We start from the raw sequence: 14,465 nt of genomic DNA, 5'->3' as shown, positions 1-14,465 counted from the left end.
ACCGTCACATAAATGTGTCGGCGTTGACCTCTGAGCATAAGCGGAAGTGACCAGCAGAACAATTAAACCAGCAGAATCAGATCTGCGACTGAAGGTAGTTCTGCAGACCGAGCAGTTTAATCAGACCCAGCTGTTTTTCCAGCCAGTAGGCGTGATCAACCTCGGTATCATCCAGCAGGGTTTCCAGCATCTCCCGCGTGACATAATCCTGCTCTTTTTCGCACAGGGCTATCGTCTCCTTGAGCATGCCAGCAACCTTATACTCCACATCCAGGTCGCTCTGCAGCATAGCTGGTACATCCTTGCCCACGTTGATCACATCACGTGTGGACATATCCGGCGTGCCTTCCAGGAATAGAATACGCTCTATCAGCTTGGATGCATGACCCTTTTCATCATCGAACTCATGATCAATACGCTCATACAGCTTGTTCAAGCCCCAGTCCTGATACATGCGGGAGTGAATGAAGTACTGATCCATCGCCGCCAGCTCGTTGGCCAGCAATTTATTCAACGCAGCGATTATCTGGGTATTGCCTTTCATTTCGTTACTCTCCCTTTACACTTTAGACTGCAGATAGTTTTCCAGCCCCAGATTCTGAACCTGATACTGCTGCGTTTCGAGCCAGTCGAGGTGCTCCTCTTCATACTCCAGAATATCTTCCAGCAGCTCGCGACTGATATAGTCCTGCTCTTTTTCGCACAAAGCTATGGCATGACGCAGCAGTTCGAGCTGTTCTTTCTGGAATGCCTCATCGCAGCCGAGCATCTCAACCGTATCCTCACCGATCTTCAGCCTGCCCAGATCCTGAAGGTTTGGCAGTCCTTCCAGAAACAGCACCCGCTCGATCAGTTTATCGGCCTGTTTCATGTCCTTGATCGACTTCTTGTAGCACACCTCATCGAGCTCGTTCAGCCCCCAGTTGCGATACATGCGCGCATGCAGAAAGTACTGGTTGATCGAAGTCAGCTCCGACACGAGTACTTTATTCAACTCTTTGATAACTTGCTTATTGCCCTTCATCATCTTTCTCCGCAAAGATCCATCTGTTCAGATGGGAGAAGTATGATCAAGCAACCTCGAGAATACAAACCCCCAAAGCGATGAAAACCTAGACAAGACGATCCATACGCAGGCGCTCCCGACCATCAAACAAACGACGACTGGCCAGCGTGACGCCTGCCAGCGTTCCGAAACCCACTCCAACCGTTATGGTCAGCATCACCAGTATCTGATATTTCACCGCCAGCGCAGGCGAGCTGCCGGCGAGTATCTGACCGGTCATCATCCCCGGCAGGCTGACGACGCCGGCTGCCGCCATTGCATTGATCGTCGGTATCATGCCGCTGCGCATTGCATCGCGGCGTATGTCGGTTATTGCCTGCTGCCAGGTCTGTCCCAGCATCAGGCGGCCTTCTATTGCCGCACGCTGCTGCCAGGCAGTTTCGGTCAGGCGATCCAGACTGATCGCCACCCCGGTCATGGTATTGCCCAGCATCATACCCAGCAGAGGAATCGCATACTGCGGGGTATACCAGGGATCGGGGCCGATAATCACCGTCAGTGTCAGAATCGTGACCGCGAAGGAGGATAGAAACATCGACAGGGTACCGATACCGAAGCCCCAGCCACCGGTCAGACGTCGTTTCTGACGCCGTGTCACCTCGCGTCCTGCAATCAGCAGCATCGCCAGTGCCATCAGTGCAACCCAGTGCAGCGCAGTAGTCGCAAACAGCGCCTCCAGCACCAGACCGATCAGACTCAGCTGCACCACCGTGCGAACGGCTGCAATCAGCAGGCTCTTCTCCACCCCCAGACGCACCAGATGAGAGCAGATCGCCAGCGCGACCACCATCAGTGCCGCCAGCCCCAATTGCCACCAGGCCAGATCAATCACTTCCATGGCTAACCTCCCTCAGTTGATCTGCTTTAAGCTGGTAATGGCGACTCGCCACACGCGCTATCTGCTCCGGATCATGCGCCACCCAGATCACAGGCCATTGATGCGCCCTGATTGACTGCAGCAACCAGCGCTCAATCTGCTCAGTGGCATCCGGATCAAGATTAGCTGTCGGCTCATCCAGTAACAAAGCTCGCGGTGCTACCGCCAAAGCCCTTGCCAGTGACAGCCGCTGCTTTTCGCCTGATGAAAGCCTGCTCACTGGCGATTTAAGCATCTTCTGCTTTAGCCCCAGTGCGGAAAGATCCTGCTCCTTGTCAGCTGGAAAGTGCTCCTCTACCGTTTCAAACCACCACTGACTCTCCGCCGGGACCAGACGCACCCAGTTCCGCCAGCAGTGTCCTGATACACTCGACTGCTCTGTACCTTCGAGCCATACGCTGCCCTGATGCGGGTCAAGATCAGCAATGGCCCGCAGCAGACGGCTTTTACCGCTGCCGGAGGCTCCTGAGAGGCATAGAATTTCACCCGGTGCTATCTCCAGTGAGAGAGGCTTCAAATCCCCTACGGCCAGCTGTCGCAAAATCAGACTCATCCTGATGTTTCCTGATCATGGGGTAGAAAATAGATAAGAGGATTGAAATATATCTCAACCAACACCATCTAAGCACAAACACCGGAGAAACTGCCATGTCCGATTCACAGATTCTTGCCTGCCCGCATTGCCATCGCAAAAACCGGGTACCCAGCAACCGCACCTCTACAGAGGGTCGTTGCGGTGCCTGCAAACAACCCTTGTTCAGCGGGCACCCCATCAACCTGACACAGGCCTATTTCAACGCACATGCCAGTTCGGACCTGCCACTGGTGGTGGATTTCTGGGCATCATGGTGCGGCCCCTGCAAACAGTTTGCACCTGTTTTTGAACAGGCCGCAGCAGCACTGGAGCCCTCGGTGCGCCTCGGCAAGGTCGATACAGAGGCAGAACAGGGACTCGCGCAACGCTTCGGCATCCGCAGCATTCCCACACTGATACTGTTCAAACAGGGCAAGGAGGTTGATCGCCTGTCTGGCGCTCTGCCACCTGCTCAGTTCAAGGCCTGGGTAGAACAACACCTTTGACCTTCAGGGCTGAGCTGCAATACTTGATGTGATCACCGATTGCCTCAGGAGGAGTCAGCCCATGAAGTTCATCTTTGAAGTGCGCATGAAGCCAGGCTATACGGTGGAGCAGTATGCCGCCGCCTGGATAGAAGCCAGCGAGATTATTCAGCGTACACCCGGCGCCCAAGGCACCTATCTGCATCGCAAAATTGGCGAGCCAGACACCCTGCTGGCGATCGCAACCTGGGAATCCAAAGCGCACCGTGATGCTAAGGATGACCGGCGCGATGCCACCGTGAAGGCGATACTGGAAAAGCATGCCCGCACCTGTGAGATCACCGTGATCGGAGAGTTTGAGGAACCGGAGTGGGTCGTGTTGCCAAAGGATGACTCAGCCGGAATTTGATAATCAGGCTGCGGTGTTCAAATGGCTGGCAATTGCTCCTGCATTGCCAGCATACTGCCCATCCTTGGGCATAAAACCGGCCACCCTCAGGCAGCCGGTTTTTGTGCGACCAGTTCAGCAGAGCCGATCAGTCGAAATGAAGTGCACGATCACCCTGCTCATCGCGAATACGCGTTGGCAAGCCGATCTTGTTCAGCAGGCCGAGGAACGGCTGGGGTGGAAGCTCTTCAACGTTCACCATTTTGCCGACATCCCAGTCACCACGTGCAATCAGGATCGCAGCCGCCACCGGTGGAACACCCGCGGTGTAGGAGATACCCTGGCTGCCAACCTCTTCATAGGCATCAGCATGATCCGCAACGTTATAGATGAACACTTCGCGTTCCTGGCCATCCTTCTGACCTTTGATCAGATCACCGATACAGGTCTTGCCACTGTAGGTCGGTGCCAGTGATGCAGGATCAGGTAGTACCGCCTTAACCACTTTGAGCGGCACCACTTCAAGCCCTTCAGCCGTTGTAACCGGCTGTTCAGATAGCAGGCCGAGGTTTTTCAGCACGGTGAATACATTGATGTAGTGCTCACCGAAGCCCATCCAGAAGCGGACATTCGGCACATCAAGATTCTGTGAAATCGAATGGACCTCATCGTGTCCGGTCATGAATGTCTGGCTGTCGCCAACCACCGGAAGATCCCAGTTTTTCTTGATTTCGAACATCTGATTGCTGGTCCACTGGCTGTTCTGCCAGGACCAGACCTGTCCGGTAAACTCACGGAAATTGATCTCAGGGTCGAAATTGGTTGCAAAGTAGCGGCCATGGCTACCTGCGTTGACATCAATAATATCGATGGAGTCGATCTTGTCGAAATATTCACGATCAGCAAGAGCGGCATAGGCATTCACAACACCCGGGTCAAAACCGACACCCAGAATCGCCGTTATACCCTTCTCTTCGCAGACTGCGCGACGCTTCCACTCGTAATTGCCGTACCAGGGTGGCGTTTCGCAGATTTTGTCCTGTTCCTCATGGATGGCAGTATCCAGGTACGCAACACCTGCTTCGATACAGGCTGTCAGAACCGGCATATTGACGAAAGCAGACCCGACATTTATCACGATCTGAGAACCCGTCTTCTCGATCAGCGCCTTGGTTGCTTCGACATCCAGTGCATTCAGCGCATGCCCTTCGAGCACACCCGGTACCTTCATGGCACCTTTTTCGTTCACACTGGCTATGATCTGGTGACACTTTTCAATGCTGCGCGATGCAATGTTGATATCGCCCAGCAGATCATTGTGTTGTGCGCATTTGTGAGCCACAACCTGGGCCACCCCCCCTGCACCTATAATCAGAACATTTTTCTTCATTTCATTTCCTCAACTCGACCTTTTTTCAATCGGTCACCTCCTCGCTCAGGAGAGGCTATTTGCAAAATCATCAAATGTGAATTCCCTGACCACCTCAACGCGCCCATCCAACTGACGCACGGCAATCGAAGGCATTTTCACGCCATTGAACCAGTTCTTCTTGACCATGGTATAACCGGCAGCATCCTCAAAAGAGAGACGATCACCGACCTGCAGTTCATGGTCAAACTTGAACTCACCGAAGATATCTCCGGCAAGGCAGGATTTACCACACACCATATAGGTATGCGGGCCATCACAGGGGGCCATTTTCGCCTCCTGACGATAGATCAGCAGATCCAGCAGATGCGCTTCGATGGAGCTGTCGACAACAGCCAGATGCTTGCCGTTATAAAGTGTATCCAGCACAGTGACTTCCAGCGAGGTACTCTGGGTGATGGCCGCCTCACCCGGCTCCAGATAAACCTGCACCCCATAGCGTTCAGCAAATGACTTAAGGCGGGCACAGAAGCGATCCAGCGGATAGCCTTCACCGGTAAAGTGGATACCACCACCCAGGCTGACCCACTCCACCTGATGCAACAGATGAGCAAAACGCTCTTCGATACGTGCCAGCGACTGATCAAGCTGATCAAAATCGTTGTTCTCGCAGTTATAGTGCAACATGAAACCGGAGATATGATCGATCACTGCTTCGATCTTTTCAGGATCCCACTCCCCCAGACGACTGAACGGGCGTGCCGGATCGGCCAGAATGAACTCAGAGTTACTGACCCCGGGATTGACCCGCAGCCCTTTGACGGCATCGGCGGCCTTGTCGGCAAAGCGATTCAGCTGGCTGATCGAGTTGAAGATGATCTTGTCACTGTTGGCCAACACCTCGTCGATCTCATCATCGGCATAGGCCACACTGTAGGCATGCGTCTCACCGGCAAACTTCTCACGCCCCAGCCTGACCTCAAACAGGGAGGATGAGGTGGTGCCATCCATATATTCCTGCATCAGGTCAAAAACCGACCAGGTGGCAAAGCATTTCAGTGCCAGCAACGCTTTCGCACCGGAGTGTTCTCGCACATAGGCGATCTTCTCCATATTGCGCAGCAGCTTGGTTTTATCGATGAGATAGTAAGGTGTCTTGATCATGGATTTCGCATTCACTCCTGAGCGGACGAGTCCACCGTTGGCTAGGTAAAACCGCCTATTATAGTGCACTCGTTTCGTTACGGGAATGCGACATCACGACTCATCGTATAGCTTTTTGCAATCACTTATATTTAATCAATTAATTTTCAATATTAACACCAGATCCCTACTATACACATCGAGCGGTAACGAAGGGTGTCGTTACCAAAAAGCGTTCTCGTAACCCTTTAAAGCACAAACACTTTAAACAATATTTTTTAACCACACTGGAGAGACAAGATGTCACAAACACTGATCAACACCGTTGTAAAACCTTTCAACGCCACGGCTTTCCATAATGGTGAGTTCATCAACGTCACTGACGCTGACCTGAAAGGTAAGTGGTCTGTTGTGTTCTTCTACCCTGCAGACTTCACTTTTGTCTGCCCGACTGAGCTGGGTGATCTGGCTGACTACTACGGTCAGTTGAAAGAGATGGGCGTGGAAGTTTATTCCGTATCCACCGACACGCACTTCACTCACAAAGCCTGGCACGATGCGTCTGACACTATTCAGAAGATCCAGTATCCAATGATCGGTGACCCAACAGGTACTATCTCACGCAACTTCGGCGTGATGATCGAAGAGGAAGGTCTGGCGCTGCGTGGTACTTTCGTGATCAACCCAGAAGGCGAGATCAAAGTATCTGAAGTGCACGATCTGGGTATCGGCCGCTCTGCCAAAGAGCTGGTCCGCAAAATCCAGGCCGCTCAGTACGTTGCCACTCACGATGGCGAAGTCTGCCCTGCTGCATGGCAGCCAGGCGCTGACACACTGGCTCCTTCTCTGGACCTGGTCGGCAAGATCTAAGCGTTGCTCCCCCGTCGGACTGCGGCAGCCTTCTGGCTGTCGTAGCCGACACCTTCTCTAGAATCATTTACTGGCAACCGCTCCTGCGTTGCCAGCATACAGCCCATCCATGGGCTTAAGGACAGACTCATGCTGGATTCCAACATCAAACAACAGCTGGACACCTATCTGCAGAAGATCGTTAATCCGATCGAGATAACCGTTTCCACCGATGACAGCCCAAAAGGCAAAGAACTGTCAGGTCTGGCGTATGAGATCGCAGAGCTGTCAGACAAGATTTCCCTGATCGAACGCCCCGATGCTGATGTGCGCAAGCCCAGCATGGCGATCGGTCCTGCCGGTGAAGCCCCGCGTGTGCGCTTTGCCGGCATCCCCATGGGCCATGAGTTCACCTCACTGATTCTGGCCCTGCTGCAGAATGGCGGCTATCCCGCCAAGGCAGAACAGGCACTGCTCGATCAGATCAAGCAGTTAGATGGCGAGATGGTGTTCGAGACCTTTATATCCCTCTCCTGCCAGAACTGCCCGGATGTGGTACAGGCCCTGAATCTGATCGCGACCCTGAACCCGAAAGTCAGCAGTGTAATGATCGATGGTTCGCTGTTCACCGAAGAGGCTGAAGCGCGCAGCGTTATGGCTGTACCCACCGTGTTCCTGAACGGCAAAACTTTCGGCCAGGGTCGCATGACGCTGCCTGAGATCGTCAACAAACTGGATAGCGGCGCGGCGAAAAAACAGGCTGCTGAGCTGAGCAGCAAAGCACCCTACGATGTACTGATCGTCGGCGGAGGCCCTGCTGCTGCATCCGCCGCAATCTATGCGGCACGCAAAGGAATCCGTACCGGCCTGGTGGCTGAGCGCTTCGGTGGACAGGTGCTGGATACGGTCGGCATCGAGAACTTCATCTCGGTCAAGGCGACAGAAGGCCCTAAACTGGTGGCCAATCTGGAGCAGCACGTACTGGAGTATGATGTCGATCTGATGACCAATCAGAAAGCAGCAAAACTGAGTGGCAGCGACCTGTTCGAGCTGGAACTGGAAAATGGCGCCCTGCTGAAAAGCCGTTCCGTGATCCTCGCGACCGGTGCGCGCTGGCGTGAAATGAATGTACCGGGTGAACAGGAGTATCGTGGCAAGGGTGTGGCTTACTGTCCGCACTGCGACGGCCCGCTGTTCAAGGGCAAGCGTGTTGCCGTGATCGGTGGAGGTAACTCGGGTATCGAGGCAGCTATTGACCTGGCCGGCATCGTCGAGCATGTCACGGTGCTGGAGTTTGACAACACACTGCGTGCAGATGAAGTGCTGCAGCGCAAAGCACGCTCGATGAGCAATATCACCATTTTCAAGGAAGCACTGACCACCGAGGTCAAGGGCGACGGACAGCGTGTCACCGGCTTGGTGTATACCGATCGTGCCTCAGGTGAGTCCAGAGAGATTACGCTGGCTGGTATCTTCGTCCAGATCGGACTGGTACCAAACACCGAATGGCTGAAGGACAGTGATATCGCGCTAAGCCCACGCGGCGAGATAGAGATCGGCACACGCGGTGAAACCTCTGTGCCGGGCATCTTTGCCGCCGGCGATGTCACCACCGTGCCTTACAAGCAGATCATCATCGCCATGGGCAGCGGCTCCACGGCAGCCTTGGGTGCCTTTGATCATCTGATCAGAACCCCAATACCTGAGCAGGCTCAGAACGCAGCCTGATCCATTACGGCGCTCTGTCTGGTGACAGGGCGCTGTTTGATGTTCTAAAGGCCAGTATTTGAATGGCGTACAAGCACCACAAACACGTTCAGGAAGAAGCGGTGCTCAAAAGAACCTTATTACGCCCGCTGCGTTTCGCTTCGTAGAGCGCTTTATCGGCGCGCTTGATCAAGGTTTTATGGGTATCATCCGGTTGGCACTGAGCCACTCCGGCACTGAATGTGATATTCAAGTCAGGATCTGTTTTGCTCAACGAAAACTTTACTGACTCACAGATCTCTCGCATACGTTCGGCACAACTGTAGGCCTCCTGTAGTGTCAAGCCAGGCATGAGAATCATGAACTCTTCACCGCCATACCGAAAGAAACTGTCATAAGGACGGATAAACTTCTGGAGCTCCTGACTGACGCGTCTCAAAACCTGGTCTCCAACATCATGCCCATAATCATCATTAATGGATTTAAAATGGTCTATATCGATCAGCAGGCAGCTAAAAGGAGTGTTCAGGCGTTTTGACCTGCTCACTTCTCTTTCGAGTATACTCATCCCATAACGTCGATTGTAAATACCGGTCAAAACGTCATAAACGGCATGCTGGCGCAGCTCCAGTTCTACTCGGCGAAAACGGCGTGCCAACACCAGGCAGATAAGAATACTGAAAACAGTAACCAACAGATTGGCAATAATGCCTGACATTAACGAAGCACGATTATAATCCAGCTCTATGACCTGATCTAACACGCCCCACTTAAAATCACCGTCAGAGGATAGCTCAATATAGCGTAATGTCCTGTTCCACTGGCTGATTTCAAGATCCTGTGAGGATTCGACGACTTGCAGAGCTCGCTCAGCAATGACATCGTCCACCTGACTGGGTGTCGACATTGAGATCTCCCAACCATCTCTGTCAATCATCCTGATTCCGTTCAATACCGGGTTATTGCTGACCAGACGCTCTATGACTCTAACCGGATCAAGCGCTTGTAGATAAGATGAAATAACACTGTTTTTCAAGCCCAGCTCAAGAATCCACTCTTTATCAGGTGTTGGTGCATAGGCATATTTGCGATAGAACCCCGTCAGGGTTTCTTTACTGACAGGGTCCACCTGGGGCAAACCTGCTGCACGAATTTGCTCAATATAGTCAGCAAAACTCCCTAGAGTTTTCATATCCAGGCCAATATCCTGCTCCAGAGTGGAGTATTGAACAACGCTGTCAGCATTGATGATATACAGGTCCATCTGGTCATCCAGCCGAGCACTCAGGGCTTCAAGATCAATTTTTCCAGGCTGTTCTCCCGACAGATGATACTGCTCCATAAAAATATCCAGGCCTTCGCTCATTCTGTTTTCAAACAGGGACTCCAGAATGGCGATAGCTTCATTGATCAGATGCAAAGAACCAACAACATCCTGCTCTATCTGATTCAACATCAAACGATGATCGTTATATATTCGATAACCGTTAAATGCACCGATACTGACCAGCATTGGAATAAAAACCCAGAGCATGATATGGGTCATTATGTAGCGATTGGGATGAGCAATCTTTTCGCCTGGATGCATGTTTTTTTCGTTTCCTGTCGGCTTTACTGCGAAACACTGGATTCCACGAATGATCTACCAGAGCCTGAAAAGCCATCTCTCAGGTATCAAAATGAGTACTATTCTCATAATATGCATTTTTACGAAGTGCTGTGAAAATCACATCAACCGGATCGCAGCCTACCCGATTCAGGTGCTGAGTGATGACAGCCGCACTGGCATCCTGCACCACCTGCCCGCGCTCAAACCAGCGCACATCCACAAAGGGATAGGGTTTGACCTCCTCTCTCCCGTTGAAAATCTGAACCGAGTTGATCACCTCCAGCAGAAAATTATCGGTTGAGGTCTCCATCACCTGCGCCAACTCTTCCACCAGAGCTGTCGAACAGGTTTTGACATCATCGCTCTTTACACCATGAAAAATCAGTTGCGGCATTGCTCTGCTCTCATCATTTTTCTGTAACATGCATTATGACTTATACAAGCCAACCGCATCAATCTAAACCCTGCCCATTGCCGTCTCAAGGTTAATGTGGCTCAATCATCGACTGAACTACTTAAAGTGGAGCACAGGATGGGTTTATCTGTATTAGTCGTTGACGATGCTAAGGCAATCTGCACACACGTGACGCGTATTGTTCGTAATGCTTTTCCGAAAGCATCGGTTATCTCCGCGTTTAACGGTAAAGAGGCGCAGTCATGTCTGGAAAAGGGTCATTATGACCTGATTATCTGTGACTGGGAGATGCCGCAGATGTCAGGTTTAGAGTTATTGCAGTGGACACGCCAGCAAGAGCAGTACAAGACAACCCCATTTCTCATGGCAACCAGTCGTGGTGAACGTGATTACATTCTGAAAGCGATTCAATCGGGCGTGAGTGACTATCTGGGTAAGCCCTTCTCGGCAGCACAGCTGGAAGGGAAGATGCAGAAGCTCTTGTTCGGTAAGCCTGCTGAAACAACCAAGACAGCCGCAGCCAAACCACAGACGCAACAGAAAGCCGGGGCAAAACCCAAAGGCCTCGCACAACTACGAACCAGTAATCAGTTTTTTCGCTGTGCCATCAAGGATATCAGTCTGCGCGATGTACTGGTGGTTATTAAAAATGAAGACAGCGCATTTCCCGGCATTCTTGAACAAGTGGTTGTTGATATAGAGCAGCTATCGGGCGATGGCGTCGCTCGTATTAATGGTTTCGTTTCACGGATTGAGGCTTTCGACAACCGGGCCGACACGCCATTCGTTTCTGTTAAAGTCACCTTTGTAGATGATGACCCGGAGAAGTTAGAGCATATCTCAAATTACATAGCGAGCCTCAGGTAGAGGCTCAAGCTGGTCATAAGACCCCTATCAATACACCGACAATCCCAGCCGCTCGGCCAGATGGGTAATCATGTGCATAGCACGACAGGAGTTGCCGAAGCTGTTCAAGCGAGGGCTCCAGGCCACGATCACACCGTAGTTAGGCACCACCGCGATAATACTGCCGCCGACGCCGCTCTTGGCTGGCAAACCTACCGTGAAGGCAAACTCACCCGACTGATCATACATGCCGCTGGTGGACAGGATCGCATTGATTCTATGGGCATCGCGCCTCGTGCAGATCGACTGCCCGCTATGAGGGTGAACACCTCGATTGGCCAGAAACGACAGGCTCACCGCCAGTTGCTCACAGGTCATGCTCAATGAGCACTGATGAAAATAGTAGTCGAGCACATCCTGAACTTCCGCTTCAATATTGTTAAAGCTCTTCATCAGATATGCCAGTGCAGCATTACGGTTACCGTGCAACTTCTCAGACAGATAAACCTCATGATCTGGGTAGATGGTTTCACAACCGGCAAGCTGACGAACAAAACTGACCAGCGCTGTTTTACAGGCTGAGTAGTGCGTCGCGAGGATATCCGAGACCACGATGGCACCGGCGTTGATAAAAGGGTTACGAGGAATGCCATGCTCCCACTCCAACTGAACGATGGAGTTGAAGGGCTGGCCGGAAGGCTCCATATGCACTCGTTTCCAGAGCTGATCGCCGACCCGGTTCATCGCCATGACCAGCCCGAAAATCTTGGATACGCTCTGGATGGAAAAGGGAACGGTGGCATCACCGGCACTGACCACCTGTCCGTCGATCGTCGCAACAGCCAATCCCTGCTGATCGGGATTAACGGCTGCCAGAGCCGGGATATAGTTGGCGACATCACCTTCAACCGGCAGTTTGCTGGCCTCGTCCACCAAGGATTGCAATAACTTCGCCAGATTTTGCGGCTGCTTTAGTATACCTTCCATCTCTCCACCTGCTGACTTTCGAGCTTCTCATTGGCTCGTTTCGTGAGTTGCCGTTTATACAGCAAACGACAACTCACGCACAGATGGAATAACAAAAAAGCATAAGAAACCAGATCCGCAGACCTCAGCCTCTCCTTACGACACCACCTCAGATGTGGTGGTTACTTTTCTGCCAAGCCGCTTGTACTGCAGGAAGTTAAAGGCCAGGAGCACCGACATCACACCGACGCTCAGCATCTCCACCTGAAGCGAAGGATAAAAGACCCCAATGACCGCCAGTGCCAGCAAAGCTCGCATCCAGGACTGCATCCAGGTGAACAGATACCCCTCAATAGAGGCTGCGAATGCTATCAGGGCCAGAATGATGATAAAGCCATTCCAGAGCAATACCTCCAGCGGCCCACCCATAATGATTTCCGGATTGAACACCATGAACAGCGGTATCAGATATAGCCCCTTGGCGAACTTCCAGGACTGCACACTGGTTTCCATGGTCTTACTTCCTGCGATGGCGGCCGCCGCAAAGGCGGCCAGTGCCACCGGCGGTGTGACATTCGAATCCTGTGAATACCAGAACACCAGCAGATGAGCGATCAGTAATGGGATGCCGAACTCATTGGTCAGCGCCGGGCCCACCAGCACGATCAATACGATATAGCTCGCCGTGACCGGCAAGCCCAGACCCAGGATCAGGCTTGCAATGATCACCAGCAGCAGAGCCAGCAGGATATTACCGCCCGAGAAAGCGATCATCATGGAGGAGAACTTCAGGCCAAGCCCGGTCAGCCCCACCACGGCCACCACGATACCGGCAACACCACAGGCGATACTCACCGACACCGCATTGCGGGCGCCGAGTTCAAGACCATGCATCAGCTTCACAAAGCCGACCTTCAGAGCGGTTGTCACCTCCTCCTTGAGTCGATTCTGCTTTTGCCCCCGCTGGATCGCCAGCCATAGTCCATTGATGCCAGCTACAACGATGATCCCGGTAACTGCATAGAAACCGACACGCATCGGCGAAACACCGCTTACCAGCAGATAGACCAGCAGAATCAAGGGGGCAAGGAAGAACCATCCACGTGCCATCACCTCTTTCAGCACTGGTAGATCCTTCTTCGGCAGACCATGCATACCTTGTTTAACGGCAATGATATGAACAAACAGGTACACAGTAGCGAAATAGAGCAGCGCCGGGAAAATACTGACTTTTACGATATCCATGTAGGGTACGCGGGTGTACTCCGCGATCAGGAAGGCACCTGCTCCCATCAGAGGTGGCATGATCTGACCACCGGTACTTGCCGCTGCTTCAATCCCACCAGCCTGTGCAGGCTTGTATCCCAGCTTTTTCATCAAGGGGATGGTGAATGCACCGGTTGTCACAACATTGGCGATGGAACTGCCGGAGATGGAACCCATACTGGCAGATGCCAGAACCGCTGCCTTTGCAGGGCCTCCGCGTTGCTGCCCTGTCGCCGCAAACGCAAGATCGATAAAGAACTTACCGGCACCCGTCACTTCAAGTAGGGCACCGAATAGAACGAATACAAATACAAAGGTGGCAGCAACACCCAGTGGCAGGCCGAAAATCCCCTCCTGCCCCAGGTACATCTGAGCAGCCACACGCTCAAGGGTATAGCCCCGGTGATTCAATATGCCCGGCAACCACTCACCAATCCAGGGCAGCTCGCCACGTGGACCCGCCATCGCATAAACAATGGCGATAATACCTATAATAGTGAGACCCAACCCAACTGCACGACGGCTGGCTTCCAGCAGTGTTACAGTCGTGATGACAGCAACAATAATATCCGTCTGATTCCAGAAACCGGCGCGACCAAATATCTCATCAAGATAAAAAACCAGATAAAAACCCGACAGAATGGATGCTCCGAAAAACGCCATATCAACGATCGAGGCGATTGGTCCCCGCTTGGAGCCAAAAGGTGTAAAAATCAGAAATGCCAGCATCAATACCAATGCAAGGTGAATACTGCGCTGATAAAACAGACCTAAGGGCTGTATACCCGCACTGTATAGCTGGAACAGAGAGAGCGAAATGCCGAGTATCGCAATCAGCCAGCGCATCGGCACAGGGCCTGACTGTGCCAGCGGCAGCCACGAGGTAGCCGGCTGCAAAGGAGCTA

General features: G+C 52.5%; 15 protein-coding genes. 5 read left to right on the top strand and 10 right to left on the bottom strand.

Going from position 1 to position 14,465, the window contains the following annotated elements; all coding sequences use genetic code 11:
• Positions 1-76: 76 nt before the first annotated feature.
• The 4 genes from bfr (F7R27_RS05060) to F7R27_RS05045 form a co-directional block, all read right to left on the bottom strand.
• Positions 77-544, bottom strand: a complete 468-nt coding sequence (gene bfr / locus F7R27_RS05060) for a bacterioferritin (RefSeq protein WP_151703121.1) — start codon at positions 542-544, stop codon at positions 77-79.
• A gap of 15 nt (positions 545-559) precedes the next feature.
• Positions 560-1,024, bottom strand: a complete 465-nt coding sequence (gene bfr, locus F7R27_RS05055; protein ID WP_151703261.1) for a bacterioferritin — start codon at positions 1,022-1,024, stop codon at positions 560-562.
• Between the two features lie 88 nt (positions 1,025-1,112).
• The gene (locus F7R27_RS05050) at positions 1,113-1,904 is read right to left on the bottom strand and encodes an ABC transporter permease (RefSeq protein ID WP_151703120.1); all 792 of its coding nucleotides are present in this window, start codon (positions 1,902-1,904) and stop codon (positions 1,113-1,115) included.
• The gene (locus F7R27_RS05045) at positions 1,891-2,496 is read right to left on the bottom strand and encodes an ABC transporter ATP-binding protein (protein WP_151703119.1); all 606 of its coding nucleotides are present in this window, start codon (positions 2,494-2,496) and stop codon (positions 1,891-1,893) included. The genes F7R27_RS05050 and F7R27_RS05045 overlap by 14 nt, the downstream gene beginning before the upstream one ends.
• Before the next feature lie 95 nt (positions 2,497-2,591).
• On the opposite strand from F7R27_RS05045, the gene trxC reads away from it, so the two are divergent.
• Complete coding sequence (gene trxC / locus F7R27_RS05040) at positions 2,592-3,023, top strand: thioredoxin TrxC (RefSeq protein WP_151703118.1); 432 nt, start codon at positions 2,592-2,594, stop codon at positions 3,021-3,023.
• Between the two features lie 61 nt (positions 3,024-3,084).
• Positions 3,085-3,411 carry an antibiotic biosynthesis monooxygenase family protein gene (locus tag F7R27_RS05035; protein WP_151703117.1) on the top strand — a complete coding sequence of 109 codons (327 nt, stop codon included), beginning with the start codon at positions 3,085-3,087 and terminating at the stop codon, positions 3,409-3,411.
• Positions 3,412-3,538: 127 nt separating this feature from the next.
• On the opposite strand, the gene F7R27_RS05030 is transcribed toward F7R27_RS05035, so the two are convergent.
• Both F7R27_RS05030 and nspC read right to left on the bottom strand, forming a co-directional pair.
• Positions 3,539-4,780: a saccharopine dehydrogenase family protein gene (locus F7R27_RS05030; protein ID WP_151703116.1), complete on the bottom strand. Its 1,242-nt coding sequence runs from the start codon at positions 4,778-4,780 to the stop codon at positions 3,539-3,541.
• 45 nt (positions 4,781-4,825) lie between these two features.
• Positions 4,826-5,923, bottom strand: coding sequence for a carboxynorspermidine decarboxylase (gene nspC / locus F7R27_RS05025; RefSeq protein WP_151703115.1), 1,098 nt, complete (start codon positions 5,921-5,923; stop codon positions 4,826-4,828).
• A 279-nt stretch (positions 5,924-6,202) separates the two neighbouring features.
• On the opposite strand from nspC, the gene ahpC reads away from it, so the two are divergent.
• Positions 6,203-6,772 carry an alkyl hydroperoxide reductase subunit C gene (gene ahpC, locus F7R27_RS05020; RefSeq protein WP_151703114.1) on the top strand — a complete coding sequence of 190 codons (570 nt, stop codon included), beginning with the start codon at positions 6,203-6,205 and terminating at the stop codon, positions 6,770-6,772.
• Between the two features lie 129 nt (positions 6,773-6,901).
• Positions 6,902-8,479, top strand: a complete 1,578-nt coding sequence (gene ahpF / locus F7R27_RS05015; protein WP_151703113.1) for an alkyl hydroperoxide reductase subunit F — start codon at positions 6,902-6,904, stop codon at positions 8,477-8,479.
• Positions 8,480-8,567: 88 nt separating this feature from the next.
• On the opposite strand, the gene F7R27_RS05010 is transcribed toward ahpF, so the two are convergent.
• Both F7R27_RS05010 and F7R27_RS05005 read right to left on the bottom strand, forming a co-directional pair.
• Complete coding sequence (locus F7R27_RS05010; RefSeq protein WP_151703112.1) at positions 8,568-10,046, bottom strand: GGDEF domain-containing protein; 1,479 nt, start codon at positions 10,044-10,046, stop codon at positions 8,568-8,570.
• A 79-nt stretch (positions 10,047-10,125) separates the two neighbouring features.
• Positions 10,126-10,461, bottom strand: a complete 336-nt coding sequence (locus F7R27_RS05005) for a DUF1904 family protein (RefSeq protein ID WP_168927428.1) — start codon at positions 10,459-10,461, stop codon at positions 10,126-10,128.
• 138 nt (positions 10,462-10,599) lie between these two features.
• Between F7R27_RS05005 and F7R27_RS05000 the strand changes: the two genes are divergently transcribed.
• A complete protein-coding gene (locus F7R27_RS05000) occupies positions 10,600-11,349 on the top strand; it encodes a response regulator (RefSeq protein WP_151703110.1) in 750 nt (249 codons plus the stop codon).
• Between the two features lie 27 nt (positions 11,350-11,376).
• Here the strand turns inward: F7R27_RS05000 and F7R27_RS04995 are convergent, their stop codons facing one another.
• Both F7R27_RS04995 and F7R27_RS04990 read right to left on the bottom strand, forming a co-directional pair.
• Positions 11,377-12,315, bottom strand: a complete 939-nt coding sequence (locus tag F7R27_RS04995; protein WP_151703109.1) for a glutaminase — start codon at positions 12,313-12,315, stop codon at positions 11,377-11,379.
• Between the two features lie 135 nt (positions 12,316-12,450).
• On the bottom strand, positions 12,451-14,406 hold the full coding sequence (locus F7R27_RS04990; protein WP_240776246.1) for a TRAP transporter permease: 1,956 nt from the start codon (positions 14,404-14,406) through the stop codon (positions 12,451-12,453).
• Between the last annotated feature and the right edge of the window lie 59 nt (positions 14,407-14,465).

This window comes from Nitrincola alkalilacustris, assembly GCF_008973755.1.
Classification (GTDB): domain Bacteria; phylum Pseudomonadota; class Gammaproteobacteria; order Pseudomonadales; family Balneatricaceae; genus Nitrincola; species Nitrincola alkalilacustris.
Note: the sequence above shows the minus strand (reverse complement) of the source record. Positions and strands in the feature narration are given on the sequence as shown.

Bases quoted from the DNA above. Each gene is read 5' to 3' on its own strand.
- bfr (WP_151703121.1), bottom strand. From the start codon at position 544: ATGAAAGGCAATACCCAGATAATCGCTGCGTTGAATAAATTGCTGGCC.
- bfr (WP_151703261.1), bottom strand. From the start codon at position 1,024: ATGAAGGGCAATAAGCAAGTTATCAAAGAGTTGAATAAAGTACTCGTG.
- F7R27_RS05050 (WP_151703120.1), bottom strand. From the start codon at position 1,904: ATGGAAGTGATTGATCTGGCCTGGTGGCAATTGGGGCTGGCGGCACTG.
- F7R27_RS05045 (WP_151703119.1), bottom strand. From the start codon at position 2,496: ATGAGTCTGATTTTGCGACAGCTGGCCGTAGGGGATTTGAAGCCTCTC.
- trxC (WP_151703118.1), top strand. From the start codon at position 2,592: ATGTCCGATTCACAGATTCTTGCCTGCCCGCATTGCCATCGCAAAAAC.
- F7R27_RS05035 (WP_151703117.1), top strand. From the start codon at position 3,085: ATGAAGTTCATCTTTGAAGTGCGCATGAAGCCAGGCTATACGGTGGAG.
- F7R27_RS05030 (WP_151703116.1), bottom strand. From the start codon at position 4,780: ATGAAGAAAAATGTTCTGATTATAGGTGCAGGGGGGGTGGCCCAGGTT.
- nspC (WP_151703115.1), bottom strand. From the start codon at position 5,923: ATGATCAAGACACCTTACTATCTCATCGATAAAACCAAGCTGCTGCGC.
- ahpC (WP_151703114.1), top strand. From the start codon at position 6,203: ATGTCACAAACACTGATCAACACCGTTGTAAAACCTTTCAACGCCACG.
- ahpF (WP_151703113.1), top strand. From the start codon at position 6,902: ATGCTGGATTCCAACATCAAACAACAGCTGGACACCTATCTGCAGAAG.
- F7R27_RS05010 (WP_151703112.1), bottom strand. From the start codon at position 10,046: ATGCATCCAGGCGAAAAGATTGCTCATCCCAATCGCTACATAATGACC.
- F7R27_RS05005 (WP_168927428.1), bottom strand. From the start codon at position 10,461: ATGCCGCAACTGATTTTTCATGGTGTAAAGAGCGATGATGTCAAAACC.
- F7R27_RS05000 (WP_151703110.1), top strand. From the start codon at position 10,600: ATGGGTTTATCTGTATTAGTCGTTGACGATGCTAAGGCAATCTGCACA.
- F7R27_RS04995 (WP_151703109.1), bottom strand. From the start codon at position 12,315: ATGGAAGGTATACTAAAGCAGCCGCAAAATCTGGCGAAGTTATTGCAA.
- F7R27_RS04990 (WP_240776246.1), bottom strand. From the start codon at position 14,406: ATGCGCTGGCTGATTGCGATACTCGGCATTTCGCTCTCTCTGTTCCAG.